The sequence below is a fragment of the uncultured Lutibacter sp. genome, from assembly GCF_937891065.1.
GTDB lineage: Bacteria > Bacteroidota > Bacteroidia > Flavobacteriales > Flavobacteriaceae > Lutibacter.
Genome location: NZ_CALAEQ010000040.1, coordinates 1 through 3,194, shown reverse-complemented (window position 1 = coordinate 3,194; position 3,194 = coordinate 1). Strand labels below are relative to the sequence as shown.

The window sequence follows — 3,194 nt, the reverse complement described above, 5'->3', positions numbered from 1 at the left end:
CAAAAGCTATTCGTGATGTGTTAATAGAATTTGGAGTTCCAAAAGTGGGAACTGCTTATGCTGACAAAATTTTAGACACATTATATGAAGCGTACCAATTTGAAAAGGCAATCTATTATGTAATTGAAAAAGATGGAGAAATATTTGGTGGTGCAGGAATTAAACAACTAGATAATTTTAATGGAAATATATGTGAACTTCAAAAAATGTATTTTTTACCAGAAGCGCGCGGAGTTGGATTTGGAAGTGAAATGATGGGTATTTGCTTGAAAAAAGCTAAAGAATTTGGTTTTGAACAATGCTATTTAGAAACTTTACCATATATGGAAGATGCAAGAAAACTATATAGAAAAGTTGGGTTTAAAGATTTAGATGCTCCAATGGGTGATACTGGCCATTATTCTTGTAATTTATGGATGCTAAAGGATTTATAATGCTTGTACAAGAATTTAAAAAACACTTTTTCACAGAACTATCAGATTTATATCCTGAAACTGAAATTCAATCTTTTTTTAATATTTTAATTGAATTTAAATTGCGTTTATCTCGTGTTGAACTAGCACTTCAATCTTCATTAAAATTCAAAAATTCTGAATTAAGTTTTTTTCAGAAAGCACTCATTAATCTAAAGAACCAAATACCAATCCAATATATAATTGGTGAAACAGAATTTTATGGACTCACATTTAAAGTAAATAAGAATGTATTAATTCCAAGACCAGAAACTGAAGATTTAGTAGATTGGATTTTAAAAGATTACCAATTACAAATTGAAAATTACGAATTGAAAAATTCAAAAATCAAAATTTTAGATATTGGAACCGGAAGTGGTTGTATTGCTATTTCATTAGCTAAAAACTTCCCAAATGCTGAGGTGTTCGCTATAGATATTTCTTCGGAAGCTATAAATACAGCTAAAATAAATGCTCGAAATAATAAAGTAGATATACATTTTATAGAAGCTGATGTTTTAACGTTAAGTGAATTACCACATAAATTTGATGTTATTGTTTCTAATCCGCCATATGTACGTGAATTAGAAAAAGAACAAATGCAAACAAATGTTTTAGCCAACGAACCTCATGTAGCTTTGTTTGTTAAAAATGACGATCCACTACTATTTTATGATAAAATAGCCAAACTAGCTAAATTGTATTTAAATAAAACTGGTCATTTATATTTTGAAATCAATGAATATTTAGGCGATGAAACCGTAGATCTATTAAAATTAAAAGGTTTCAAAAATATACAGTTAAAAAAAGATATTTTTGGAGTTGATAGAATGACAAAAGCCACATTAATTTAGCAACTTTAGTCCACTTTAAATATTCATTATTAATCAGTAATTATTAATTATTCCCTATTATCTTTGCAACATGCGAATTGATATTATAACCGTTTCTCCAGAATTAATTAAAAGTCCGTTTGAATTTTCAATAATTAAACGCGCAATAGATAAAAAATTAGTAGAAGTTTATTTTCACGATTTAAGAAAATATGCTTTAAATGATTATGGAAAAATAGACGATTATCAATTTGGTGGTGGGGCTGGAATGGTATTAATGATTGAGCCTATTGATAAGTGTATTTCTGAATTAAAAGCTCAAAGAGATTATGATGAGATTATTTATATGACTCCTGATGCACCAACCTTAAATCAACAAACAGCAAATACTTTATCTTTAAACGAAAATATGATTATTCTTTGTGGTCATTACAAAGGTGTAGATCAACGAGTTAGAGAATTATTTATTACCAAAGAAATATCAATTGGAGATTACGTTTTAAGCGGTGGAGAATTAGGCGCTGCAGTTTTATGTGATACTATTATACGATTAATACCAGGTGTTTTAGGTGACGAAACTTCGGCTTTAACAGACTCTTTTCAAGATGGCTTACTTTCGCCTTCGGTTTATACTAGACCGGCTGAATACAAGGATCTTAAAGTTCCAGAAGTACTATTATCAGGGAATTTTCCAAAAATTGAAGAATGGCGTAATAACCAAGCATTTGAAAGAACAAAAAAAATTAGACCCGACTTGTTGGAAGACTAATATTTTTTACTAAATTTGCATTCTCAAAATTAACCTCTGACGAAAATCGTGAATGTTGGTAATTGAAAAAACCATTAAACATTAAAAATGGAAAATTTAGTAAAGTATATACAAGACGAATTTGTAACTAAAAATGAATTTCCTCAATTTCAAGCAGGAGATACTATTACAGTTTACTACGAAATTCGAGAAGGTGAAAAAAAACGTACACAGCACTTTAGAGGTACTGTAATTCAAAGAAGAGGAAGTGGAGCTTCTGAAACTTTTACAATTAGAAAAATGTCTGGAACAGTTGGTGTTGAGCGTATTTTTCCAATGAATTTACCAGCAATTCAAAAAATTGAGGTAAACAAACATGGTAAAGTTCGTAGAGCACGTATTTTCTACTTTAGAGGTTTAACTGGTAAAAAAGCTAGAATTACCGAGAAAAGAAGATAATTATTCTCAAATAAAATTATTAAACCCCGTTTTGAATTTCAAAACGGGGTTTTTATTGTTAACAAATGTTAATAAGTTACGTTCATATCTTGTTAAAAACTAAGCAGTTACAAATTTGTGAAATAGCATTTTTTGTGTTTAATTTACAAAAGAATTAACAGAGAGATATTAATATAAAACTGAAGAATGCAAATTTGAAGTTGAATTGACATTCTCAATGTGAAGTTCTAAATGTTCTTGAACATCGTTTTTAAAACTAAACTTTAAATAGTAATGTGCCCAGGTGTTTAGCATGAATAAATGGAAACATAGTTTTAAAAACAACTATTTAAAATAATACGTTAAATCGAGTAGTTTTATTAAATTACAACAAAGTTTTATGTTTTATTTTAAATGAAACGACTATTTAATAAGAAGTTGGATTTGTAAGAAATCAACAAGTTGCAGCGAAACTGTTTATTGTGGGTGATCTTTAATAAGAATAGCTAATACAATAAAAACAAAATTAACTGAAGACTTATTAAAAAATCTGTTTCAGCAAAAAGCCATGATAATGAGAAATCAATATCATGGCTTTTGTTATTTTTACTCATTATTAGTCCTGTAAAATTTCATCTTTATTTATAAATTAACTACAAAATACACTCGCTATTTATAACGTTTTCGTACTCAGTTTTTCGCCAATTATTTAGTATATTTACG

General features: G+C 28.3%; 4 protein-coding genes. All 4 read left to right on the top strand.

Annotation, left to right across the window (positions count from 1 at the left end):
* A partial coding sequence (locus Q0352_RS02400; protein ID WP_299523037.1) for a GNAT family N-acetyltransferase occupies window positions 1–434 on the top strand: 434 nt, incomplete at its 5' end.
* Window positions 413–1,306: a peptide chain release factor N(5)-glutamine methyltransferase gene (gene prmC, locus Q0352_RS02395; protein WP_299523035.1), complete on the top strand. Its 894-nt coding sequence runs from the start codon at window positions 413–415 to the stop codon at window positions 1,304–1,306. The genes Q0352_RS02400 and prmC, both read left to right, overlap by 22 nt.
* Window positions 1,307–1,376: 70 nt before the next feature.
* Complete coding sequence (trmD, locus tag Q0352_RS02390) at window positions 1,377–2,054, top strand: tRNA (guanosine(37)-N1)-methyltransferase TrmD (RefSeq protein WP_299523032.1); 678 nt, start codon at window positions 1,377–1,379, stop codon at window positions 2,052–2,054.
* Window positions 2,055–2,141: 87 nt separating this feature from the next.
* On the top strand, window positions 2,142–2,492 hold the full coding sequence (rplS, locus tag Q0352_RS02385; protein ID WP_299523029.1) for a 50S ribosomal protein L19: 351 nt from the start codon (window positions 2,142–2,144) through the stop codon (window positions 2,490–2,492).
* The last annotated feature ends 702 nt before the right edge of the window (window positions 2,493–3,194 follow it).